Raw genomic sequence first — 23,920 nt, 5'->3', positions numbered from 1 at the left:
GGTATTAAGTGCCCGGAATGCGGTCATCCTCAGCCACCACGAATGATGGCTTCAACTAATCCCCATCGCGGGCTCAATAAAACCGACTTCCACATGTGCGGAAGCTGTGGGAAACTTCTCTATTTGACTGGTAGGCGGCGTGTTCGGCGGTATTTCCTACTGGTGTTGCCCACATTTATCGGAGTTGCGGTTTTGGGGTTTTCTGTTCTTCGAAACATCGAAGGCCTGAACATTTATCGTGAGGCAAGGGAAGCCTATGAACCAAACTTCTTGGGTTTTCTTTTAATGTGTGCCGCGATTTACATCGCTGTGAGTCTGCTATCGCGATTTGAAAGTGTAGGAGTTGCTGAATCGTCAGAAACGGATGTGGAACAACCGCGATCCACCCGTTAAACTTCGAGTAATCAAAGCTGCGACGTGGACATTTCTGAGTCCGAGAATACCCGTTACTCCAAGACGCTATACATCAATTGCAGACCTTGGGTCTGGCGCAGCGAATTCACACTTTGTCCGCGTAGCAGCCGTTCGTTGCAATTTGCTTGAATGTCCATTTTGCGGACAAAGCCGCCATCTGGTCAAAGTCTGCTTTGGCAATTTCAAGAAGTTGAAGGTTCTTGAAACAAAGTGTCCAAGATCGGGCAGTCTGGTACATCGCCACGGCTGCACTCTGACGCCATCTTTTTCAGCGCATCTTCCAACCGGCGCAGGGCCAAGATTTTCTCTTTGACCGAGGCTAAGTGGTTTATCGTCATGCTGTGAACCTCGCCGCAGGTGAAGTCACGCCGATCCACCATTTCCAGCAATGCGCGGATTTCTTCAATGCTAAATCCAATCTCTCGAGAACGCTTGATGAAGGATAGGCGCTTGAGCTGATCGTGGTTGTATTGCCGATTGCCGCCCGCCGTTCTGTCCGGCTTTGGCATGATCTCAATTCGCTCGTAGTAGCGGATAGTCTCGATGTTTACGCCTGTGTGCTTGGACATTGCCCCGATTGGATAGCCTCTCGCGTTCGTGAACTCAGACATCGAAAAAACCTCTTGTTTCTGTAGTTGCTACAGATCGTATCTTGCATCTCGAAACTTGAAAAGCGAGTCCGTGAATGACTGACGTAATCGAAGTCGACCAGAAGCAGGTCGATCCCGAAACCCGAAAAACGCGTATGATAGCGGCTGGTGGTATCCTTGGTGCACTTGCCGCATCAACCTGCTGTGTTGTTCCATTGATCCTGTTCAGCCTGGGCATTTCTGGTGCGTGGATTGGTAACCTGACCGCCCTTGAGCCTTACAAGCCTGTCTTCATAGTCGTTACACTTGGTTTCCTCGGTTACGGCTTCTGGATGGTTTATCGCAAACCCAAGGCCTGCGCCGAGGGCGAGGTCTGCGCGCGACCACTTCCTAATCGGCTGGTAAAGTCAGCACTCTGGGTATCGACAGGTCTGATCTTGATCGCGTTGTTCTGGAACTGGATAGCGCCGGTCGTCGCCCCCATTCTTCTTGGTCTTTGAAAGGAAAATCCATGAAACTCTACACCCCCGTCCTGGCTCTCATCAGTTTGGTGGCCACCGCACCTGCCTTTGCGGCAGAGCAAACCGTGACGTTCTCAGTGCCTGGTATGCACTGCCCGAGTTGTCCCTTCATTGTCGAATCTGCGATGGGCAGCGTCGAAGGGGTCACCCAAGTGACGGCGGATTCTGAGGCACTGACGGCAGAGGTTGTCTTTGACGATACTGTTGCGAGCGCTGAGGATATTGCGCGCGCATCAGCCGCTGCCGGATATAAGGCCGATCTCGTCACCGCTTCGTCCGGTTCTTGAGCGCTTCCTATGAAAGACCATACAACAGGTGGCATCCTCGCATTCTTGATTGCGGCTCCTGTTGTCGTCATCTGTTGCGGCGGACACGCGGCTCTACTTGTCTCCATGTTGAGCGGGGCCATCGGCGCAGCAAGCGGCCTTGATGTACTCACTGCACTATTGATCGCCGTTGGAACGGGCGTGTTCATCCTTGCCATTCGATCAGTCCTTCGAAGCCGCGGGGTTAGCGACACTGAAGATCGAAAAACTGAGGAAACCACGTGAGCAACAGACTTCTCAAAACGGGTATTATCGGTACGATTATCGCGGCACTCTGCTGCTTCACACCTTTGCTCGTTGGCCTACTCGGTGTCGTCGGCCTCTCCGCAGTCGTCGGCTATCTTGACTACGTGCTGATGCCTGCGCTTGCGGTGTTCATCCTGATTACAATCTACGCGCTGATCCGTCGCGCCCGAAATACGAACTCCTGAAAGGCAGTATTATGTCTGACTGTTGCCCCACTGAAAATTCTGGAACTGACGAATTTGACCTTGTTGTCATCGGCGCGGGGTCTGCCGGTTTTTCCGCCGCCATCACGGCAGCGGATGAAGGCGCGCGTGTCGCGCTGATTGGGTACGGCACGATTGGAGGCACATGCGTAAATGTCGGCTGTGTGCCATCCAAAGCAATGATCCGTGCCGTCGAAACGCTACACAGTGCAAAAGCAGCCAGTCGCTTTGATGGTGTTGAAGCATCTGGACAGATCACCGATTGGAAAGCACTAGTCGCTCAGAAACAGGCGCTGGTGGATGATCTGCGGGCTGCAAAATACGTTGACGTGCTGCCAAACTATGAGGCGGTGACGTATATTGAGGGTCAGGCTGTCTTTCAGGAAGACGGTTCTGTTCAGGTTGGTGAACGCAACCTGAAACCCGCAAAAGTCATTGTTGCAACCGGATCATCCCAGCACGTCCCAGATCTTCCTGGTTTGGATGAAATAGAATGGCTGGACAGCACGTCCGCCTTGCAGCTCGATGAACGGCCCGCGTCTTTGATGGTTATGGGCGGCGGCTACATCGGTGTCGAGATTGCACAGGTCTTTGCACGGGCTGGGGTCAAAGTGACAATTGTGACCCGTCGCGGGCTTTTGCCCGAAGCGGAACCCGAAATCAGCGCGGCGCTCACGGACGCCTTTACTGACGAAGGTATTACGGTTCTCGATGGCCTGTCCTATGACCGCTTTGAAGCCACCGATGGCGGAGTACGGTTGCACGCCACCCGAAACGGTCAGGCTGTCATTGTTGATTCAGAAAAATTGATGCTGGCGACTGGGCGTGTGCCAAACACAGGATCGCTGGCGCTTGATGTTGCCGGGATAGCAACGGATGCACGGGGTGGGATTGTGGTTGACCCTGCGATGACCAGTTCCCGAGAAGGCGTTTATGCGGCGGGCGATGTGACCGGCAATGACCAGTTTGTTTATATGGCGGCCTATGGGGCGAAACTGGCGGCAAAGAATGCTATGAACGGCGACTCCCTAAGTTACGACAACAGCGTTATGCCGTCTGTGGTTTTCTCTGACCCCCAGATCGCCAGCGTTGGGGTGACGGAGGCGCAAGCCGCTGCTCAGGGCCGTAAGGTCATCACTTCTGTATTGGGACTTGAGCATGTCCCGCGCGCACTTGCGGCGCGCGACACCCGCGGTGTTATCAAGCTGGTGGCGGATAAGCAGACCAAAAAACTGCTGGGTGCTCACATCATCGCACCTGAAGGAGCGGATACGATCCAGACAGCTGCAATGGCTCTGAAAATGGGCATGACCTATGATGACCTGGGCGACATGATCTTCCCCTACCTTACGACAGTCGAGGGCCTGAAGCTGGCAGCGCAGACGTTCGAAAAGGATGTAGCGAAACTGTCTTGCTGTGCCGGATAATGACTACTCTTGATCGCAGCCCCTATCTGGACTGGTCAGACGTGACTGATCCTGTCGCGGATAATGCGCTGCGATCCCTTTTGACAGTAGATCGGATGCGTGAACGGTGGTTCGGCCTATCGGAAGAAACGCGTTCCATTCATCGTTTAATTCTTGAGAGTTTTGTCCAACGCGCCAGACCACCAACGCCCCACAACCTGTCAGTGGTGGGATTTCCAGAGTTCCCGGTCAAGGAAGTGTTGGAGGAACTGGATCGTCGCGACCTGATAGTGTTTCGGCAGGGCGCAATCAAATCTGCCTATCCATTTTCGGCGAGCGAGACGCGACACTCCGTAGAAGCTGATGCAGTAAGAAATTGGACAGTTTGTGCAATTGACGCGCTCGGAACTGCGGCGATGCTTAGAAAAGCTGCAACGGTTCGGTCAAGCTGCCCCATCTGTGGCACAAAGCTGCAAATCCGCATGACCAAAGACGGACTGTCGGCCTACGAGATCACCCCTTCGCGCGTGGTTGTTTGGGCGGGTGTTGCAGAAACAGACGGATGTGCTGCCGAAACGCAGTGCCGTTCCATGCTGGCCTTTTGTTCAAAGGATCATCTCGAAGAGTGGAAACCCGAGAGTGCAGCGGGATTTCGACTTTCACCGAGACAAGCAATTCAAATCGGGTCTGCCATTTTCAAACCGTTTTTGTGAAAGATAACTTGGCCAGATGTTGCTGTTATTCGGTTTGCCATGAGCCGCAATTTTACCTCTTTCAAAAGGCCGAAGATGATGTCTGATATGCTAGCAAACCTACGCGAAGCCGACATTCGCTGCGTAGCAGATTATGGCAAGTCTGGGCTCAACGCAGTCACCTGAGTCTTTCAGTCAGATGACGGCTTAGGAACGGATAGCGGTCATTGTTGGTGGTCATTCCGAGGAAATTCGCCTGAGGGTCTGCATTGACCGGCAGCGGACGTTCGCTGAAATCTGCTGAACGGCAGAATTGCGGACAAAGCCGCCATTTGGAATATGCTTGGGAATGACCGCTGTCAGCCCAAAGCGGACATGGCGCAACTCAAGGCGAGGACAAATCGGCTGTTTGTCCTTAAGCTTTTCGCGCAGACTTATCTGAGTGTTTCCCGACGTTGAACCCCGTTTAAACCAAGGTCAGAATTCGCCCCTGTGCACTTTCGCATGGTCTAAACACATAGCGACCAGTATGAAACAGAAAGGAGGACAATACGTGGAGCGAAAGCTGGCGGCCATCCTGATTTCCGACCTTGTCGGCTTTACCGCCCGGATGGAGCGGGACGAGAAAGGCACGCTCGAAATTCTTTCAGCGCACATTGACGATATTGCTGCTCCGCTTGTCGGTCGGCATCACGGTCGCATCGTAAAAAAGATGGGTGACGGTCTGCTCGCCAGCTTCGACAGCGCAGTCGATGCCGTTTCCTGCGCGGTCGAATGGCAAAACGCATCAGCGGCAGGTAAGGACTCTCTCCAATTTCGCATTGGCGTTACTCTTGGGGACATAATAATGCGCGACGGAGATGTTTTTGGGTCCGGTGTGAACCTTGCGTCAAGGTTGGAGCAGCTTGCCCCGCCCGGCGGTGTGTTGGTGTCGGACGCTGTATATCGTGTGGTCGGAAATCGTATACCGGTCGCCTGGGAGGATGCTGGTCAGCACACGGTAAAGAACGTTGCCGATCCGGTACATGCTTGGCACATTGGCGGGTTAAGCGCAGTATGCGCTGAACCGCCTCGGCCTGAAGCCTCAGGAAAAGCCACTATTGCGGTCCTGCCTCTACACAACATGAGCGATGATCCCGAGCAGGCATTCTTTAGCGATGGGATTGCGGAAGACATTATTGTGGGTTTATCGCGTTTTCGGACGCTTAAGGTTGTTTCCAGAAACGCGTCATTCAGGTTCCGAACACAAGACACAGATCCGGCCAAAATCGCGGAGGCGCTCAGCGCAGATTACCTGGTTGAAGGCAGCGTGCGGAAGGCCGGTAGTCGCGTCAGAATATCGGTACAACTCGCTGACGCACGAACGGGGACTCAACTCTGGTCGGATCGATACGACCATGAACTGGAGGACGTTCTGGCAGTACAAGACGAGGTGGCCCGGAATATCGTCGCAGTGTTGCCTGGCAGGGTCCAGCACGATGTCGTCGACCGTTCGACACAGAAACCAGCGGATCAGATGAAGGCCTATGAACTGATGCTTAAGGGCAAGGCATTGCGCGACGGCCTGAACGCACGAGATACGGCCAAGGCGAGAGCTTTGTTGGAACGAGCGGTCGCACTCGATCCGACCATCGCGCGATCTTACATGTATCTTTCAGACACATATGTCATAGACTTGTGGCTAGGGCTGGCAGACGCTGACGCACCCACGCACACGTTGAAAATCGCCCGCAAGGGCGTGGCACTGGATAACCGGGACGTCTACATTCAGGACCAGCTTGGGTTTGCTTATCTCTGCGCCGGACTGTGGGGTGAGGCCGAAGCGCAATTCAACAAGACACTTTCCATGATAGAAACCGAAGCGGAGTCGATGGCTTGGTGCGGCTATGCTCTCCTACTGCTCGGCCAGCACGAAAAGGCGCACGATGTAGTCTCGGAAGCTATGGCGCTGGACCCGTTACATCCGCCTGCCATCGACTGGATTATGGGGCAGGTCGAATTTTTCAACGGTAACTATGAAGCAGCACTTAGTTTTCTAATGGGAGCAGCGCGGCTTAACTCGTTGGCCACTGCATTTGTAGCCGCGTCTTACACGCAGCTCGAACGAGCGCGAGACGCCTCCGACGCGTTGCGAGAATTTGTCACCGATCGTCACGATGAATTCACAAGTCGAGGTATTGTGGTTGAGGATGAGACGGTCGAAAGCCTTGCCCGTGGGTTTCGGTCTATGTGGCGGCGACCGGATGATTTTGAACGTCTTGCCAATGGGCTACGAGCGGCAGGTTTGACCGGCTGACACCGACATTAACTCCTTTGTCCAAACAGCGCGGCCTCAATTACGCATTTCTCTACGCTCTGTTTTTTCGGCGGCGCGAACCCAACGCGGACATGCACAGTTAGACTTTGCAGTTTCCAAGACGCCAAAGAGCGAACTTTTGCACGAGGTCTATACCCGATACCAGTTTTCAACGTCTCGGGTAGCTTCCTCGACTGTAAAAGCAGCCTCCACCTCTGCGATTACACACCGTACTTCATCCGGGCTTGCATTGAGTTCAAAAATACTCGCCCCTAGATCATGGGCTGACCCGGCAACTGAATAAATCGTATCGACCCCAATTCTGATGGCGTTTCGGTGTTGCAGTAGGTGCTCAAAAAACCGCACATAAATCATCTCCTCGTACGGAGAATGACTGTCCGCTTCAGAGATCAAACCCAATTCTGCGGCCTTGGCACATGTCAAACGCCAAGCCAGTTCCATTGTCGATGGAGGCGCATCTCTGGCCTCATCAGGATGTTTTGGGTTCGCAAACGTAGACCTTCGGAAGGCTTCGAGATTGGCACGCAAGCTCTTTGTAGGAACGGGATAGATGAATGTGGTTTCCTCGGATGCTAAGGCTGGTTCAACCTGATCCGGCTGCGCCTGGATGAACTCGGAAAACCTGTTTCCGATTATAGGCACTTCTCCGACAATCAAGTCTGTGGGGTCGGTATCCTCCACCAGCCATCGCGCCAGGGCTCTCCGACCCCACAGCCCGGCAGCCTTTCGGATCAACGGATGAGTTCCATCCGAAACATCTGGATACCTAGCGAGTATATCTTCGGTCTGAAACGCCGCGAGACCTGTATCCCAACGCATAATTTGCACGCGACGTCCCAAGGAGACCGAAATGGATATCTGCTGACGCAACAGGAATGACTTTCCTGATGCTGGTAATCCAGTGAAGAAAACCATGCGGCAACGACGTGCAGCGTCGGTCAGGTGTCTTCCAATCTCAGTGTCCGCAAAACTGTCGATAGAAATTGCGAATCTCCTAATTCGGTGTCGGCAATAGGCTGGAGCGGCGAGCGTTCACCACCTCCAAGATTGTTGCCCAAGAAATCCGGCGATTTCACAGTTGAAATGTCAACCTAAATTGCCCCAAAGTGAATTTTGCCTCTCAGTTATTCTCTTAACCACCTAATAACTCGCCGGTCTCAAAAATTAATCATTCCGCAGCACACGCTTCTTGACGAGCGTGCTTCCTTGACTCTTCACAGACTAGGAACGACAAGAGTGTATTGGTAAAAAATTACTCGTCGCCGCGATGCTGCCGGCTTCGATGATCCAATGGCCTTCAGACTAATTGTAGCATGCGCCCCAGCGTAGGAACGGGTTTCGCTGGGGTCTTCGCTATGAGCTCGTTCCTCGTAAGCATTCGCAACGGTCACCTGACATGCTCCAGTCATCGCGTGACCTATCAAAGAAGGCACCGTATGAACAGAACATGGCTAATAAATCGCGTACGCGATGCCGGATAGATCAGGTCTCAGGCTCCGTTTTAATCAGTCAATCATCGTGTTTACGCGCTGCATTCTCTGTTTGATCCCGACACTCTTTGTGTTGCTCTCAGGAACGCAGCTTCCTGCCCAAGTTGCAGGCAATGCCGAAGGATCGGTTTGTGACCAAGGTTCCGAAAACAAGAACGGATTCTGCCAAAGAACAGACTTACCAGAAAACGCATATTTGACGGGTAGCTCCTTCGGCAGCGGCTGGGAATGCAATCACGGTTTTCAGAAAGTCGGAGAACTTTGTGAGGAGATAAGAGTTCCTGAAAATGCCTATCTGGCATCAACCGGAGATCAGTGGGAGTGCAATCGGCTGTTCCAGCGTGTCGGCGCAGAATGTGAAGAAGTGATTGCACCTCAAAATGGATACGTCGAAACCCGGTTTGGCGTGCAGGAAACACACTGTAACTGGGGATTTCGGAAGGAGGGCCAGACTTGTGTTGCAATAGATGTCCCGAGCAACGGCCGCCTGACTGACAAAAACAGCGCGAATGGTTGGGTGTGCATCAGAGGTTACCGGGCAGCGGATAGCGGCTGTGAGCCTGTGTTTGTTCCACAGCATGCATATCTCGCGCCTGAAACTTATTTCGGATGGAAATGCGAACGTGGTTTTCGCGCAAACCGGGACAGTTGCGTTGCGATCCTTGTGCCTTCAAACGCTCACTTGAATCGAAGAGGTGATGGTTGGGAATGTAATCGGCCGTTCACAAGACAGAACGATAAGTGCGCCGAAAATGTGCCGTGACAATAGGTTGGTGGAAATCAATACCGCCTGAAATATCCGGAAGGACCAAGCCGTGAACCATAACTCGATTGACGAAAATCTGGGCAAAATGCTCAAAGCCGAAAGGGCGCATCTCTGGTCCTATAGAGTGAAGATGTTTATCGCGTTAGCGGTGTTTGTCGCGGCCATAATTGTGGTGGTGTTTCTCTAATGCGTAAAAATGCCCCTCAAGTGACCCTTCCGGACTCAAAGATGTCAACTTTTGGTCTGGAACAAAGAGCATTTCAGGACCGCAGTGTTCGTAAGTCGCGGAACGCTGACGTATCAGGAGTGATTGAGGAAGAATTTGGAAAGTACTTGATAAAGGCTGGCGTTCTGAGCGGCAATAGTGTCGCACGGGCATTTCCCAAGCCGCCGGCTAAAACGCAGGCAATGATTGCCGATGCAGTTGGAGAAACACCAGCATTGGCCATTGAAGCATTAAAAGGAATTCTCGAAGAACGAGACAGGATGCGCGGCTGTCAACGCCGTTTGGAGGGAAACTCCGGCACCCTCGTTCCCAGTGAAAGAGAATATGCCGAGGCATTGCGCCAGATCAGGTTCACCCCTGCGCAGGTCACATTGCTCAAAGCACTTACAATCGCGGGCAAGGACGGTCTGACCATTGGTCACTTGTCTCAGGCGGCCGGTTACAAATCGCGCGAGGCCTCCATCAAGGTCTTTAAGAAAGTCGGACTATTGATTGCGGAGTATCTAGAGCTCGAACTTCCCGAAGCCGGATCGGCAAAGAATGATGGCGCCGCGCAGGTAATTGCATTTTCTCACATCGAAAGTGACGATGAGCCAGCAACTTGGATTATGCATCAGGAACTGCGCGACGCTGTTCGTTCGGTTCTATGACGTACGTTCCAGCCCCCGCTTTCGAAGCGAACTCTGAACCGGAACAAATGCACGAAAGGTTGCTCACGTAGCTTATGTTGGAGAAAAGACCATATCCGCTCGACCTGATCTATGTACCTGTGAAACGAGCGAAAACGCTTGATCAACAGAAAGTTTTGACGCTGGCCGAAGATATCCTGAAGAACGGCCAGAAGACCCCGATCCAAATACGCGCTGACAACAAAAGGTTCGTGCTGATTGAAGGCCTTCACCGACTAGAGGCCATTCGCGCCCTGGGCGGTGATACGGTCGAAGCCTATCTGGTACGCGCCAGACTACACTAAATGCCTATTGGAATTGGCGTTCGACAAAGCCTCGGAAAATGTCAGCAGACGTTGACTTTTTTCATCCCAAAGATGCAAGCGTGCACAATGAAAACTCTCATATAGAGTAGTACGCTGGCAATTTTCCAACTCAGAATGGTCACGCAAAACCTCGTTTAGCCGATAAAACGGTATGCGGCTGGCCAGGTGGTGAACATGGTGTACGCCGATATTAGCAGAGAACCACCGAAGGATGCCTGGTAGGGCATAATGAGAACTTCCACAGAATGCGGCGTTCTGAAGGTTCCACCCCTCTTCCCGTTCCCAGGTCGTGTGTTCAAACTGGTGTCGAATATAGAAAAGCCAAATACCAATCGATGATGCGACAATCATGGTTGGTAGGAAACATACGCTAAAACCTCAATGCCTCCGGCCGAAAAAAAAGGGCCAATATCCCTGCAATTGCAGCGTTTGTTCCCATCGCACTTGCCCAGTACAGCCAGCCAGAACGCATGAAACCAAGAGGTAAACAGTTTTGAATAAAGAACGTATAGATCGGCGCAACACCGAACAGGAAGACGGGGTTCCGCGTCAGACGATACGCGGCACGCCCGAACCACCTCCGCTTCAGGTACTCTTCAGTGGTCAATGTAGGGATGTCACCCATACCACGCCGATCAAGGTTACCGGTTGAGGCTTGGTGAATCGCATGGCTTTGCCGCCAAACGTCATAGGGTGTCAGGGCAAGTACACCTAGAACCCGGCCGGTCCAATTGCAAACAGTGCGACTTCTAAAGAAAGATCCATGACCGCAATCATGCATAATGATGAAGGTACGCACCAGAAATGCGGCATTTAGGATGGCCAGTAATATTGCGATCCAGACACTAATAGATAAAGCTATCCACGCTAGCGCCCATAGCGCGAATAAGGGGACAACGGTGATCGCAATTTCATAAACACTGCGCTTTGCATCGGGCGCACGGTATTGCGCGAGCGCCCGCGTCTAGTCTTCTGGTTGCAACTTACTTGTTCTCCAACGGCGTATAGTAGCCCAGTGTGCAAACGGGCACCCAGAAAGGGTGCCCGTAAAAGGTCAGGCGAGTGCCAGATTGGCGGCGCTTTCGCGTCCGTCACGGCCAGCCTCGACGTCAAAAGTAACCTTTTGGCCATCCTTCAGTTCGCTGATGCCGGAACGCTCAACTGCTGAGATATGCACGAACACGTCGCGCTTGCCATCTTCAGGCTCGATAAAGCCAAAACCTTTGGTTGAGTTGAACCATTTTACTGTGCCATTTGCCATGGTGGAAGTCTCCTAATACGTGCCGCCCGCATCATTGCGGCGACTCGGCGTGGTCGGTCTGAATCGAAAGACTGAACGCCGAATTGGGGAGACAGCAGGTCGAAAAAGAAAAACGTAAGCCTCGTGTATATGGACTTCGACTACGCACGATACAAGCCTTGATGCTTTTGCGGACAACAGAGAATTTGAGCCTGTCTGGCTTAGAACTAGGCAAGTAGAGGTGAAACCGTTGCTCTTCGATCCAAACTTGAAGGTGGCTTGGGTCAGCGGCACAGAAGACTAACGATCATTTTTGGGAAATTATCCTGCTGCATACGAGACAGCGATAAGCGTCCGTTTTGGTGCCTTGGCGAGACTTTGCAAAGTCCGCTTTCTGCGCATCGCAGACCTTCGCGCCCTCAGGACCACTTGCGTGCCCAGCACACGCTGCCTTTCGCCAACAGAAGTCTGGGTTTAAACAATGACGCTGGGTGGAGCGCCTCAGAGATCGAGCGTCCTGACGATTTCGAGGCGCATATGGAGTGCCAGAACAGTTAGGCCTATAAGGCTATCCAGCGCCTTGGCACGGCGCTTTTGATTCATCGCGCTGACTAGCCGGATGATCCGAGCTAAGTGGGCCGTTCTCGCGCGTGCATGAATGCAAAGGGCATCTTCCGTGAAGAATTCCAGTGACTTCTCTTACATGTTCTCTAAACTCCGGGCAGTTGTTAGTCAGAATTGACGTGGGAGTTTGGGCTCAATTGGGCGACAAAAAGGCTTCAGGGACCCCAATAAGTCCCGCGCCATCATCTGCGCCAATTTCGGAGTTAAGCGCAGCTGATCAACAGGCGCGGTTTGAAGCCACCGCTCAGGTGATGCAGGCGATCTCTGTGACCAAGGACGACGTTCAGCCGGTTTGCGATCTGATTGTTACGCTTGCCAAAGACCTTTGCGACGCTGTTTTTGCTGGTCTGGTTCTTGGACAGGAAGGCGACGCTCTTCAGCGGCTCGTGGCCAGTGTTAACCTGCACCCTGACATTCAGCAGCTCTGGCGCGACGGCAAATACACGATGGAGCCGGGCAATTCTCTGGTGACTGAAACAATCCTCAGCGGCGAGACCAGACGCGTTGTGGATATGGGAGACACTGATTTCCACAAATCCGGTGATGAGCGGTTCAAGCTGATTGTCGACAAGCATGGGTGCCGCAGCAATCTGTTTGTTCCGTTAAAGGTGGATGGCGGTGCAATCGGATGCTTGATGTTGGCGCGAGACGAGGTGCGGCCCTATACCGACGATCAGGTCAAGCTCGTCGAAACCTTTGCCGCCCAAGCGGTAATCGCCATTGAGAATGTTCGCCAATTTCGCGAATTGCAGATCCGTCTGGCACGCGAAGGCGCCACGCGTGAAGTTCTCGAGACAATTAGCCGATCGCGGGAAGATGAGACGCCGGTGTTCCAGACGATCCTGGAAAACACAGCCCGGCTTTGCGAAACGGATGTCGCCACACTAAGCCTTTTGAATGAAGCAGGAACCCACCTCGAATATGCGGCCCATTTCGGTGATCAGTTGGCGACCTACGAGGTTGGCGTAGATCGTTGGTCACTGGTCTCACATCTCCAGATTGCGGAGTCCGTTCGCGAGGCACGCGTTATTCACAATGTCGATTTGCGCCTGACTGACCAGTATATCAAGGGCGACCCATGGCGCCGTCAACTTGTAGACGAAGAAGGTGTCCGGTCATTTCTGACGGTCCCATTAATGTCGGCAGATGGCACGCCCGTGGGCGTTATCGGGATTTACCGACGTGAGGTTCGGGCCTTTACAGACGACGAGATTTCTCTGGTTGAGGGCTTTGCCGCCCAGGCCGTGATCGCCTTGGACAACACGCGACAATTGAATGAGCTGCACACGCAATTGGAGCGTCAGACGGCAACGCAGGAAATTCTGACGGTCATTAGCCAAAGCCGTGATGACGATGCGCGCGTCTTTGATTCAGTGCTTCAGCAGGCCACCAAGGTATGTGATGCAGATCAGGCGGTACTTATTTTGATCAACGCTGCAGGGACCCACGGGAGGTTGGCTGCGAATTGGGGGCATCAGAGAACCGAATTTGATGTTGGAGACGAGTGGCAGTTGGATGAATCGATTCCAATAGCCACTGCGATACGAACAGGTAAGGTTGGTCGCATCGATGATTTGACCGACACGTATTTTTATCGCTCGGGCCATCCTACAGCTGCCATGATGGTTGAGATCGAAGGCATTCGGTCACGCGTTACAGTCCCCCTGATGCAAGGAGATCAGGCCATCGGTGCCATCGCGGTCAGCCGCCGTGAGGTGCGGCCATTTGCTGACCCTGACGTGCAGTTGATTGAAGAATTCGCCAAGCATGCAGTCATTGCCATCGAAAACACGCGCCAGTTTCGTGAAGTTCAGGAACGACTTGAACGGGAAGAAGCGTCGCGCGAAATCCTCGAAGTCATCAGCCGCAGTCGCGATGACGATAGCCCTGTCTTCAATAGCATACTCGAAAATGCCAGCCGTTTGTGCAAAGCGCCGCTGGCCTTTCTGTGTGTCGCCGATCACGAACGTGGCCTCGCAACAATTCCGGCCAATATCGGTGCGCGAACGGATTTTGATGAGGCCCTGAAGGGGTTCGTGGAGCCCTTGACGCGCACGGAACTCGTTGCAATCCGCCCTATGATCGATGGCCAGGTCATCCGGCAAGACGATATTGCAGATGATCCGCTTTATTATCAGGATCGCGATCCAAAACGGGTTCAGATGGTTGAAGTGGAAGGGGCTCGCTCGGTCCTTGCGGTACCGTTGATGAAAGACGACACGGGTCTTGGGGTGATCGTTCTCTATCGCCGTGAAGTTTCGCCATTTTCGGATGATGATGTCGCTCTGGTCCAAACCTTTGCGGCCCAAGCCGTGATCGCAATGGATAACGTACGCCAGTTCCGAGAGGTGCAGGACCGTACCGCGGAAGTCACGCAAGCCTTGGAGTATCAGACTTCAACATCCGAAGTGCTGCGTGTGATCTCAGCGTCTCCCAATCAACTGTCGCCCGTTCTGGACGCCATTCTTAAAGAAGCGTCGCGCATCTGCGAATTGCAGGATGCCTATGTCGCAATGCTCGACCCGGACGATGGGCTTTTTCATGTGCACTCGACGCTCACACAAGACACGGCCTTTGCAGAGTACGTCAAAGCTCACCCGATTTCGCCAGCGGAGAACGGTGTAAGCGGGCGTGCAATCTTGTCGAAACGCACAAGCTATGTCGAAGATGTCGAAGCAGATGACACCTATACCTGGTTGGAAGAAAGCGGCGTGGGTGATTACAAATCATTGCTTGGACTTCCGCTGGTAAAAAACGGGGAAGTCGTAGGCGTTATCTCTCTTGGGGCGCCAGTGGTCTCGGGTTTTTCCGCCAAACAGATCAAACTGCTGGAAACTTTTGCGGATCAGGCGGTTATCGCGATTACCAACGCAAACCTTTTCCACGAGTTGGAGGAGCGGACAGAAGAAGTCACGCAGGCGCTGGAGTATCAGACCGCCACTTCAGACGTATTGTCGGTGATTTCGCGATCTCCGAATGAGCTGGAGCCGGTACTGAAGGAGATACTTAGAGTCGCCAGCCGGATTTGCGAGCCAAAATATGCGGCAATCTCGATTCTGAATCCCCAAGACAACCTTTACCATACTGACATCATGCTCGACTTTGACAGTGATTTCATGAAGTTCATGAAGGCACACCCAGTGCCGGCAGGTCATGGGAGCGGTATTGGCCAAACAGCTGCACGTGGAGAAACAGTCTACTACGAGGACACTGAAGCTAACGAATACGCCTGGAAGGAAGCCGCACGTATTGGCAAGTATCGCTCGCTTCTGGGTGTCCCATTGGTCAAGGAAAAGGTTGTGGTCGGTGTGATCGTGCTCTGCCACGACAAAGTTGCACCATTCAATTCAAAACAGATCGCGCTCTTGGAAACGTTCGCCTCCCAAGCGTTGATTGCTATCAATAACACACGGCTTTTTGAACAAGTTCGGGCGCGCACGGCCGAGGTCGAAGAGGCATTGGTGCGCGAACGTGCCAGTGCTGAAATCTTGCACCTCATCAACGAAGCATCGTCCGAAATCCAGCCTGTGTTCGACCTTGTCGTGCAAAAATCCGCTGAGCTTTGTGGGGCGCAGTTCTGCGTTCTCGAACGCTTTGACGGCAATCTCTATCATTTCTGCGCACAATACGGGCTTCCGAAGGCTACTTTGAAGGCACTGACTTCGGACTATCCATTGAAAGCTTCCAAGGGTCATCTGGCTCCATTGGTCGTGGAAAGCGGTGAAGTCCAGCATCTAGCAGATGCACGGGGGCCCGAGTATTTCAGCCCAGAGCTTGCCCGAAAGGCTGGGTATCGGCGCTTGATGGCCGTACCGATCCGGGCAGAGGCGCGGATTTGGGGCGTCATAATTGTCGGTTGGGCCGAGGCAGGACCGCCGCAACAAAACAGCGTCGAACTCGTTCAGGGTTTTGCGAATCAAGCCAGCATCGCCATCGAGAACGCACGGCTATTTCGGGAAACTCAGGAACGCACTGCTGAAGTCGAGGAGGCGCTGAAGTATCAGACGGCGACGTCTGAAGTGCTCGACGTCATCTCGCGCTCACCCAACGATCTTCCTCCGGTTTTGGACGCCATTCTTGAGGTCTCGTCGCGTATCTGTTCACCGGAATACGCGTTCTTTGCAATGAAGGATGCTGACGATGGCCTATACCGCGTGGCCATGTCCCACAATGTAAGTGATGCTTTTCTCAAATTCCTGTCCGACAACCCTATCGCGCCAGAAGAGGGGTCTTGCATCGGGCGCACGGCTCTGCAAGGCAAGACGGTCTATATAAAAGACACCCGCAGGGATCCGACTTACACATGGAAAAAAGCGGCTGAGATCGGGGACTATCTTACCACTCTTGGTGTCCCTTTGGTCAGCAATGGCGTAACCGTTGGCGTTATTGTTATGGCGCATCGGCAGGCAGCTGCGTTTAGCGACAAACAAGTCAGCCTACTCGAAACCTTCGCGTCCCAGGCCGTGATCGCCATCAACAATACGCGACTGTTCAAAGAAGTGCAGGCCCGCACTGCAGAAGTTGAAGAGGCATTGGGGTATCAGAAGGCGACATCCGAAGTGCTCGAGGTGATTTCCCGTTCCCCTGACGCTTTAGAGCCGGTTTTGGAAGCGTTGGTAGCGGTTTCGTCGCGCATCTGCCGCCTGCAGGATGCTTTCGTGGCGCTTAAGAAACCCGAGGATGGAAAATTTCATTTCTTTGCCGGGCACAATCTCACAGAGAGTTTTGCCAAATTCCTCGAGTCGCATCCATTTGAACCGGGCGAAACGTCGGCGACCGCCCGGGCGCTCTTATATGGGCGCGCCGACTACGTTGAGGATACTCAAGCGGACCCTAACTATGATCCGGTCCTTAGGTCCAACTTGCAAGGATACAGGTCGGTTCTCTCTGTACCTTTGATACGCGACGGTGACACGATTGGTGTCATCAGTATGGGCAGCCGAAATAAAGCCGCCTTTGAGGACAAGCAAATCAAGCAGATGGAGACCTTTGCATCGCAGGCGATCATAGCGATTCAAAACTCTCGATTGTTCAACGACACGCAAGTCGCACTCTCGCGCCAAACTGCAAGTGCGGATGTCCTCAGAGTGATCTCGGAATCTCCGACAAATACCAAACCGGTTTTTGAGAAGATCGTTGAACTGGCCACCGCACTGATCGACTGTGACTTGTCGATTGCCATTCAAGCCAATGAGTCTGAACTCTGGCAGGTTGCCGTAGCAACTCCGGACGGAGCCCAAGAAGTCACTTGGGAAGAGCGGCTCCCAATCGACCCTGAAGATAACTTACCGTCCCAGGCAATAAAAAACGGCAAGACTCTGCACATGCCAGAGCGGCGGTTTGATGAGCTCCCTCCGCGCGACCAAAAGATCATCCGCGAGAAAGGGTTTAAGTCATCCTTGATCGTGCCTTTGATGCGCGGGAAGGAGTGTTTTGGCGCCCTGGTTTTCATTCGAAAAACATCCACAGTTTTCAACGATGATGACGTGGCCATTGCCGAGTCGTTTGCCGATCAGGCAATCATCGCGCTGGAAAACGTGCGTCTGTTCAATGAAACTCAGGCTTCCTTAGCGCGCCAGACTGCCAGTGCTGATGTACTGCGGGTAATCAGCCAATCGCCCTCAGATACGACACCTGTTTTTGAGGCGATTGTGAATTCCGCGACACAGCTTGTTTCTTGTGACATGGCAGGCGCCGCTTTGTCAGATCACAGTTTCTGGTGGCAAGTGGCTTTGGCCACGCCAAAAGGTCTTCTGCGTGATTTCGGAAGAACCCAACACCCGTTGGACCCGAAGGATAATTTTCTGTCGTCCGTGTTACTGTCGGGGAAAACCATGCATGTACACGATTTGTCGTCGCAGGGCTTACCGCGGTTGGCCAAGAAGCTACATGAAGAAAGCGGATTTGAAGCTTTCCTTGGCGTACCGTTGATGCGCGGAGACAAGTGTTTAGGCGGGCTCTATTTCATCAGGAAATCAAAAATACCGTTCTCAGACGACGATATTGCGATGGCTGAGTCTTTTGCAGATCAGTCTGTTATTGCCATCGAGAACGTGCGCCTATTCCGCGAGGCCGAAAAGGCCCGTGAGGTGGCCGAGTCTGCTAACGAAGCAAAAAGTGCGTTCCTCGCCACCATGTCCCACGAAATCCGCACACCGATGAATGCCGTCATTGGGATGAGTGGGCTCTTGATGGATACTGAGTTGGACGCCGAGCAAAGCGATTACGCCAACACGATCCGCGACAGTGGCGACGCACTACTGGGCATAATCAACGAAATCCTCGATTTCTCAAAAATCGAAGCCGGGCAGATGGACATCGAGAGCCATCCTTTTGACCTGCGTGACTGTATCGAAGGCGCGCTTGATCTGATAGGCGGCAGAGCTGCGGAGAAGCAGCTTGATCTGGCCTATGAATTTGACGACGCTCTGCCTCTTGCAATCAGCGCTGATTTGACCCGGTTGCGGCAGATCCTGCTGAATCTGCTTTCTAACGCGGTGAAGTTCACTGAAAGCGGTGAAGTAGTTCTATCTGTTGAACAAACCGCCAATAAACGCGGATCGCTTGAGCTGACTTTCAAAGTCCGTGACACTGGTATTGGACTGAGCGAAAAGGGGATGAGCCGTCTGTTCCAGTCCTTCAGTCAGGCAGACAGCTCAACAACCCGCAAATATGGCGGCACCGGACTCGGCCTGGCAATTTCCAAGCGTCTTGCGGAACTCATGGGCGGCACCATGTGGGCACGAAGTGACGGTGAAGGGCATGGTTCGACCTTTATGTTTACGATCCGGGCCAAACCCTCCAAACCGGTCAAATCATCGTCGCGCGATCTGGTGGGCGTTCAGTCCGAGCTTGAAGGCAAACGCATCCTTATGGTGGATGACAACGCCACCAACCGTAAAATCTTGTCGCTCCAGACCGAGAAATGGGGCACTAAAACCACTACCTGCGAAACCCCGTCCGATGCGCTGGCCACACTTGAGAAGGCTCAAAAGTTCGATCTGGCAATTCTCGACATGCACATGCCAGAAATGGATGGTGAGGAACTTGCCCGGAAAATTCGGGCCAAGCATCCGGACTTGCCGCTGATCCTCTTTAGTTCTCTTGGTCCGCGCGACATTGACCTCGAAGACGGCCTCTTTGCTGCCAACCTCACCAAGCCGCTGCGTCAGTCGCATCTCTTTGACACTCTGGTCACGTTGTTTTCAACCGAAGATACCCCAGTGAAGCCGGCCAAGCCCGTAGACAAACCCCAGACCGATCCAGAGATGGCAAAACGCCACCCTCTGCGTATTCTGTTGGCTGAGGATAATTTGGTGAACCAGAAACTTGCGCTTCGCCTGCTTGAACAGATGGGCTATCGCGCTGATCTGGCCAGCAACGGCGCTGAGGCGGTCGAAAGCGTGAACCGGCAAGCATACGATGTCGTATTGATGGACGTGCAGATGCCCGAAATGGATGGGCTCGAAGCCTCACGCTGCATAAACAAAGATTTCCCCGGGGAAGACCGACCGCGTATAATCGCCATGACCGCTAACGCTATGCAAGGCGACCGCGAGATGTGTTTAGATGCCGGAATGGACGACTACATCGCCAAACCGATCCGCCTGCCTATTCTTATCGAAGCCCTTTTGAATGTTCCAAGGAAAAGCAAGTAATCCATGAAAAACGGCCCAATTGATCTTGATATCTTTGCTGAACTCAAGGACGCGACTGGCGACGAATTTGCCGCCGAGCTTGTAAACACCTTTCTCGACGAAGCCCCCGGCATGATTGCCGAATTGAAAGCGGCTGCCGACGCGTCCGACCCCGATGGATATCGCCGCGCGGCTCATTCCATTAAATCGAATGCAAACACCTTTGGTGCGACTACGCTGGCCGAGTTGGCAAGAAAAATCGAGCTCGGGGACATGCCCGCGACTGGCGACTTTACAGATGCGAAAGCTCTAGAGACCGCTTTCGCCAAAGCTGCTGTGGCCCTGCGGACCCTGTACAATGACTGATGTACCCGGCCATCTCCTCATCGTTGATGACAACAAAGTCAATCGGCTACTCCTGTCTCGCAATGTTGAACTGTTGGGGCACAAAGCCTCTGTTGCGGAGAACGGCCTCGTCGCGATGGAGATGTTGTCGAGTCAGTCCTATGACCTGCTTCTACTCGATATCGAAATGCCGGAAATGGACGGGTTTCAGGTTCTGGAGGCAATCAATGCGGACCCCGACCTGCGCGAATTACCGGTAATTGTGACCTCCTCTGTCGAAGGGCTCGACAATATTGTGCGCTGTATCGAGTTAGGTGCGGAAGACTACTTGCCCAAGCCGGTGAACAAGACGCTTCTCAGCGCCCGCGTCTCCAGCGGCCTTGAAAAGAAGCGATTGCGGGACGAACAAAGACGCCTGCTCGAGCGTTTCGCGACCACCGAAGTTGCGCAAGACCTGCAAGAGTCTGGCTTTGCCATCGGTGGTAAACGTGCAAACGCATCGGTTCTTTTTTGCGACATTCGCGGTTTCACAGCCCTTTCAGAAAACCTAGCACCCGAGGCAACAATTGATCTGCTCAACACCTTCTACACGTTGATGTTCGAGGCAGTGACCAGCAATGGCGGCATTGTCAGCCTTATGCTGGGTGACGGGTTGATGGCTCTCTTCGGTGTTCCACAACCTCTGAACAATACTGCGCAAAGTGCAGTAGCTGCAGGGCATGAAATGCATAGCATGATAGAGATGCTGAATCACGACCGGCTCGCAGATGGAGAACGGAATCTCAGGATCGGTATCGGTATCGCCACAGGCGAAGTCGTCGCGGGCTATGCCGGCACTGACAACCGGGCGACCTATACCTGTATCGGATCCGCGGTAAATCTCGCAGCCCGATTGGAAGCGGAAACCCAGAACACCGGAAGCCGGATTTTGGTCGATCAAGAGACCCTGGATCTGCTCGACGGAGTTGATATTCAGGAGACTTTTGGCGGGACACAGATCAAGGGCTTCTCCGATCCATTCGACATTCACGCTTTGTGATCTTCCGACACGAGTATCGTTTCTCAGATATCATTTCCTGAAAATTCGCTTAGGATCAAAGCACCCCGCCGTCGCAGCCAGTGAACTTGGTTTTGCTAAAACAGGTCGTATTTTTTCGCCTGGCCATGGACCTATTGCCACAGACAAAATCGGGCTTCATTCGATGCGTGGAGAGCAGATGAAGCGAACTGTGATAGATGATTATCATCCGGGTTTTTTAAGCAATTTGTCCGATTCAATGGCCGCTTTGGAATAGTGTAACATTTGCTTTGCACCGCAGCGAACTTCCGCATTCCGCCCATCACGACGAATGCTGCGCTGGTCTCTAAGGTCGTCTATGGGCTCGATGCGGTCATACGCTGCGCTGCTAACGAACGTCGAGTACTCTGAGAAACCTGTCTTTAGCTCCCTGATAGATTCAGTTGGTCGACACGGTGTCGGTGCCTGGAGAGGGAGGGAAGGATGGAGGACAAACGATGTCCATTATTCAACTTCCTGCCATCACACCGAAGCGCCCGCCATGGAACAAAGGTCGCCATATAGGCCAGAAACGCCCGCTTCTCGCGAAGCAGGTCTGGGCCATCCGCGCCCGGCTTGAACTCTCGGACAACCTCAGGGACTTGGCACTCTTCAATCTTGCGATCGATAGCAAGCTGCGAGGCTGCGATCTCGTTCGTTTGAACGTAGCCGATCTTGTTGCTGGTGATCGTGTCCGCGAACGCGTGACAGTTGTCCAGAGCAAAACAAAGCGGCCAGTCAAATTCGAGGTTTCGGAAAATACCCGCCAGTCCATCTGGACCTGGGTATGTCGCCCGGAGATGCTTGGACGCAATTTCCTTTTCTCAAGCCGCTTCCACGAAAGGCCGCATATATCGACGCGACAGTACGCGCGTTTAGTCCGCGATTGGGTGTCGGCGATTGGTTTGGAGCCAAACGGTTACGGCACGCATTCGCTGAGACGCACAAAAGCGGCACTGATCTACCGGAAAACGGGCAATCTACGCGCGGTGCAGCTCTTGCTTGGCCACACCAAGGTTGACAGCACAGTTCGATATCTTGGCGTTGAATTGGAAGACGCGCTGAGTATCGCAGAAAAGATCGACGTGTGAAGATTAAGCGGGCGGCAAGAGTCGCCCGCTTTTCGTGACTGGCAATTGTCGCATGAGTGTCGACCATCCACCGGGCTTCTGAGCCGAAACGAGCGTCACCATCGTCGTCGATTGAGTTGAATCTCCCGCCCGGATCGCTGGGCTCAGGTCAGTAGCTGGGGCGTCATCACTCCCAAGTGACTGCTTGTGCGAAGTAAGCAGTCACTCATGAAAAGTGCGGCGAACATCCTCTTCGAGCCCAAAGCAGCCCTTTGACCAACCCTTACTTTCTGCTCCGCGGCTACGGCTTCTCCGAGTCTAAAGCTCACCTTTGATGTATGGTGCTTAAGTGATCAGTTAGGGCGCGAACCTGCTCTGGATTCACATAAAGGCGATCCAAAAGAGCAATAGTGTCAATTGTCGGCCAGTTCAGCTTTAAGTCTGCCTCTAAAGCCAAGGCCTCTGCTTGATTTCCGAGCGCCGCATTTGCTGCTGCGAGGTAGACCAAAGTGGGAGCCGAAATCGGGTCTCCGGCGCGGGTAGCGGCATTGAGAGCGTCGATGGCTTGCTCGTATTTTCCTGCGTGAAAGCTAGCAGCGCCATAGATACTCTTGTTTGCAAATCGTCCTAAGCCCGATGTTCGCGGACGGTCGCTCGTCGACGCGGCGAGAGCCGCGTCAAAGTCGCCAGTCGCCAGCATGACCATTGCATAGAAATCCAGGACGTTGCCGTCCTTAGGGGCGAGATCCAAGGCAATGTCTGCGTGCTCCATGGCTCGTTTTGTATCACCTTCGGCAAGGTCAACCCAGGACAGTGCCGACTGCGTCCACGAGTTGGCAGGTGACAGAACTTCGGCTTGGTCGGCTAAATGGCGCGCCTCTTTGAGCAGCATAGAACGCTGAGGACCGTCTGGTGCAAAAATCGCAAAAGCAGCCAAACACTGGGATGCACCTGCATATCCACCAAAGTAGGATTCGTCCTTCTCGATTGCATGACGGAACATCGCCAAAGCTAGTTCAAGCTGTGCCCGCTCCATCATGGGAAAAATCAAATTCCGCGCCTGATCTGAGAGTGTCACAGCTTGAAGGCTAGACGGCGACTTCGCGAGATGTGCGCGCCTTTCCGCCTCTAGCGTGGGATCATTTGAGGTCTCGAAATGTCCGGAAACGTCGGTCGTGTTTTCTCGCGTAGAACTGATCGTGATCCCCAAGCCCAAGCCGACAGCAAGCGCCACGAAGATGCTTACGGCAATCTGTATCGGCCTGCTCTTCCATCTGCTATGGAGTTCTAATTCTGTCGCAACGTCCTCAGTTTGAGCGTCCGCAGAATACTTGAGTTCGAAACGAGGTACATACCCGCCGGGATCGATATGAATATGGATTGGGTCGTCTCTTCCCGAGCCGGCAAAATACTGTGCAAGCCGGCGCCTGAGACGCCCGGCGTCAACCCGAACGATGTTATGGCTGTCACCATTTTGATCCGGAGGTCTGCCGTAGACATCCTCAGCGATTGTTTTGGCGAGCGGCTTTTGTGTGGGATCAACAAGGTTCTGCTCTACGATGTAGTCTAGCAATTCAGAGAGCCGGCTTGCGCCTGTGAAAAGCTCGCTGGACTTCACACGATTGAGTTCTTCACGAACTTCTTCCAACTCCAGTTGCCCCGACCCAAGCGGGTGCTTATTGGCTTTAGTTTCCCTGGGACCCATGCCAGCAGACTACTGATAAGCGGTCAAATTGAAAGGATTTTCACCCCTTTC

20 protein-coding genes are annotated in these 23,920 nt (G+C 53.3%); 14 read left to right on the top strand and 6 right to left on the bottom strand.

What is annotated here, in order from left to right; translation table 11 throughout:
• Window positions 1-596: 596 nt before the first annotated feature.
• Window positions 597-1,025 (bottom strand): MerR family transcriptional regulator, encoded by a 429-nt coding sequence (locus ACR0AK_RS10635; RefSeq protein WP_480793277.1) that lies wholly within the window; start codon window positions 1,023-1,025, stop codon window positions 597-599.
• Between the two features lie 74 nt (window positions 1,026-1,099).
• Between ACR0AK_RS10635 and ACR0AK_RS10630 the strand changes: the two genes are divergently transcribed.
• The 7 genes from ACR0AK_RS10630 to ACR0AK_RS10600 all read left to right on the top strand — a co-directional run bounded on the left by ACR0AK_RS10630 (window position 1,100) and on the right by ACR0AK_RS10600 (window position 6,694).
• Window positions 1,100-1,504: a mercuric transporter MerT family protein gene (locus ACR0AK_RS10630; protein ID WP_480793276.1), complete on the top strand. Its 405-nt coding sequence runs from the start codon at window positions 1,100-1,102 to the stop codon at window positions 1,502-1,504.
• Between the two features lie 11 nt (window positions 1,505-1,515).
• Window positions 1,516-1,812 carry a heavy-metal-associated domain-containing protein gene (locus ACR0AK_RS10625; protein ID WP_480793275.1) on the top strand — a complete coding sequence of 99 codons (297 nt, stop codon included), beginning with the start codon at window positions 1,516-1,518 and terminating at the stop codon, window positions 1,810-1,812.
• A gap of 9 nt (window positions 1,813-1,821) precedes the next feature.
• Entirely contained in the window at window positions 1,822-2,076 is a 255-nt protein-coding gene (locus tag ACR0AK_RS10620) for a hypothetical protein (RefSeq protein ID WP_480793274.1), read from the top strand.
• Window positions 2,073-2,282 carry a mercury resistance system transport protein MerF gene (merF, locus tag ACR0AK_RS10615; RefSeq protein WP_480793273.1) on the top strand — a complete coding sequence of 70 codons (210 nt, stop codon included), beginning with the start codon at window positions 2,073-2,075 and terminating at the stop codon, window positions 2,280-2,282. The genes ACR0AK_RS10620 and merF overlap by 4 nt, the downstream gene beginning before the upstream one ends.
• Window positions 2,283-2,293: 11 nt before the next feature.
• A complete protein-coding gene (merA, locus tag ACR0AK_RS10610) occupies window positions 2,294-3,727 on the top strand; it encodes a mercury(II) reductase (RefSeq protein WP_480793272.1) in 1,434 nt (477 codons plus the stop codon).
• Window positions 3,727-4,419 (top strand): alkylmercury lyase family protein, encoded by a 693-nt coding sequence (locus ACR0AK_RS10605; RefSeq protein ID WP_480793271.1) that lies wholly within the window; start codon window positions 3,727-3,729, stop codon window positions 4,417-4,419. Before merA ends, ACR0AK_RS10605 begins: the two co-directional genes overlap by 1 nt.
• A gap of 532 nt (window positions 4,420-4,951) precedes the next feature.
• On the top strand, window positions 4,952-6,694 hold the full coding sequence (locus tag ACR0AK_RS10600; protein ID WP_170559337.1) for an adenylate/guanylate cyclase domain-containing protein: 1,743 nt from the start codon (window positions 4,952-4,954) through the stop codon (window positions 6,692-6,694).
• 150 nt (window positions 6,695-6,844) lie between these two features.
• Here the strand turns inward: ACR0AK_RS10600 and ACR0AK_RS10595 are convergent, their stop codons facing one another.
• Window positions 6,845-7,543 (bottom strand): hypothetical protein, encoded by a 699-nt coding sequence (locus ACR0AK_RS10595; RefSeq protein ID WP_480793270.1) that lies wholly within the window; start codon window positions 7,541-7,543, stop codon window positions 6,845-6,847.
• Between the two features lie 642 nt (window positions 7,544-8,185).
• Between ACR0AK_RS10595 and ACR0AK_RS10590 the strand changes: the two genes are divergently transcribed.
• From ACR0AK_RS10590 to ACR0AK_RS10580, 3 genes are all read left to right on the top strand, one after another.
• A complete protein-coding gene (locus tag ACR0AK_RS10590) occupies window positions 8,186-8,968 on the top strand; it encodes a hypothetical protein (protein WP_480793269.1) in 783 nt (260 codons plus the stop codon).
• Between the two features lie 189 nt (window positions 8,969-9,157).
• Entirely contained in the window at window positions 9,158-9,847 is a 690-nt protein-coding gene (locus ACR0AK_RS10585) for a hypothetical protein (protein WP_170558308.1), read from the top strand.
• A 74-nt stretch (window positions 9,848-9,921) separates the two neighbouring features.
• The gene (locus tag ACR0AK_RS10580) at window positions 9,922-10,170 is read left to right on the top strand and encodes a ParB N-terminal domain-containing protein (protein WP_170357377.1); all 249 of its coding nucleotides are present in this window, start codon (window positions 9,922-9,924) and stop codon (window positions 10,168-10,170) included.
• On the opposite strand, the gene ACR0AK_RS10575 is transcribed toward ACR0AK_RS10580, so the two are convergent.
• The 3 genes from ACR0AK_RS10575 to ACR0AK_RS10565 all read right to left on the bottom strand — a co-directional run bounded on the left by ACR0AK_RS10575 (window position 10,162) and on the right by ACR0AK_RS10565 (window position 11,452).
• Window positions 10,162-10,542, bottom strand: coding sequence for a fatty acid desaturase (locus ACR0AK_RS10575; protein ID WP_254452889.1), 381 nt, complete (start codon window positions 10,540-10,542; stop codon window positions 10,162-10,164). The genes ACR0AK_RS10580 and ACR0AK_RS10575 overlap by 9 nt on opposite strands.
• 19 nt (window positions 10,543-10,561) lie before the next feature.
• Complete coding sequence (locus ACR0AK_RS10570; protein ID WP_480793268.1) at window positions 10,562-10,990, bottom strand: fatty acid desaturase; 429 nt, start codon at window positions 10,988-10,990, stop codon at window positions 10,562-10,564.
• Between the two features lie 255 nt (window positions 10,991-11,245).
• On the bottom strand, window positions 11,246-11,452 hold the full coding sequence (locus ACR0AK_RS10565) for a cold-shock protein (protein WP_170558310.1): 207 nt from the start codon (window positions 11,450-11,452) through the stop codon (window positions 11,246-11,248).
• Between the two features lie 854 nt (window positions 11,453-12,306).
• Here ACR0AK_RS10565 and ACR0AK_RS10560 point away from each other — a divergent pair.
• From ACR0AK_RS10560 to ACR0AK_RS10545, 4 genes are all read left to right on the top strand, one after another.
• On the top strand, window positions 12,307-19,713 hold the full coding sequence (locus ACR0AK_RS10560) for a GAF domain-containing protein (RefSeq protein WP_480793267.1): 7,407 nt from the start codon (window positions 12,307-12,309) through the stop codon (window positions 19,711-19,713).
• 3 nt (window positions 19,714-19,716) lie between these two features.
• Entirely contained in the window at window positions 19,717-20,058 is a 342-nt protein-coding gene (locus ACR0AK_RS10555) for an Hpt domain-containing protein (RefSeq protein ID WP_170558314.1), read from the top strand.
• Window positions 20,051-21,076 carry an adenylate/guanylate cyclase domain-containing protein gene (locus ACR0AK_RS10550; RefSeq protein WP_170558316.1) on the top strand — a complete coding sequence of 342 codons (1,026 nt, stop codon included), beginning with the start codon at window positions 20,051-20,053 and terminating at the stop codon, window positions 21,074-21,076. Before ACR0AK_RS10555 ends, ACR0AK_RS10550 begins: the two co-directional genes overlap by 8 nt.
• A 476-nt stretch (window positions 21,077-21,552) precedes the next feature.
• On the top strand, window positions 21,553-22,185 hold the full coding sequence (locus ACR0AK_RS10545) for a tyrosine-type recombinase/integrase (RefSeq protein WP_480793266.1): 633 nt from the start codon (window positions 21,553-21,555) through the stop codon (window positions 22,183-22,185).
• A 304-nt stretch (window positions 22,186-22,489) separates the two neighbouring features.
• Here the strand turns inward: ACR0AK_RS10545 and ACR0AK_RS10540 are convergent, their stop codons facing one another.
• Window positions 22,490-23,869, bottom strand: a complete 1,380-nt coding sequence (locus tag ACR0AK_RS10540; RefSeq protein WP_480793265.1) for a tetratricopeptide repeat protein — start codon at window positions 23,867-23,869, stop codon at window positions 22,490-22,492.
• Between the last annotated feature and the right edge of the window lie 51 nt (window positions 23,870-23,920).

This window comes from Ruegeria sp. BI12, from assembly GCF_056537985.1.
The sequence above is the reverse complement of the archived record's forward strand: the minus strand, read 5'-3'. Positions and strand labels throughout refer to the sequence as shown.